The organism is Virgibacillus sp. DJP39, from assembly GCF_049310925.1.
GTDB lineage: Bacteria > Bacillota > Bacilli > Bacillales > Amphibacillaceae > Virgibacillus_F.
In genome coordinates this window covers 1-522 of the sequence record NZ_JBMERP010000211.1, presented here as the reverse complement: position 1 = coordinate 522, position 522 = coordinate 1, and the positions used below count along the sequence as shown (strand labels likewise).

General features: G+C 41.0%; 1 protein-coding gene. It reads right to left on the bottom strand.

The annotated features are described in order from the left end of the window. Window positions 1-374 (bottom strand): reverse transcriptase domain-containing protein (locus ACOI1D_RS21860; protein WP_422504318.1); only part of this gene is annotated, 374 nt, incomplete at its 3' end. Window positions 375-522: the final 148 nt, after the last annotated feature.

The following is a 522-nucleotide window of genomic DNA, read 5'->3' as shown; positions in this document are numbered from 1 at the left end:
GAGTAGAAGAAGTCAGCATCACTTTTGTATTGAAAACAACATACAAAGTCGTCCGCGTAACGTACGATGTACGCCTGCCCTTTGCACCTTTTTCGAACCACCTTTTCGAACCATAAATCTAAAGCATAATGTAGATAAACATTGGCTAGAATTGGTGAAATGACACCACCTTGCGGTGTTCCTCTATCCGTATCAAAATATTTTCCTTCCTCCATATATCCGCCTTTTAAAAACCTGGATATGATTCGTAGGAGACTTGGGTCATTGATACGGTGTTTTAGAAATTTCATCATCCACTCATGGTTGACATTATCAAAAAAACCTTTAATGTCGGCGTCCACAATATAGTTGGTCTTGCGCTTCTCTGCATACACATTAAGAATCTTCAGGGCATCATGACATCCCCTTTTTCGGGCGGAACCCGAATGAACAGTCAAGGAAGTCTTGCTCGTAAACAGCGCTAAGAATCTTCACTAATGCATGTTGGACGATTTTATCCTCATATTCAGGGATACCAAGTGG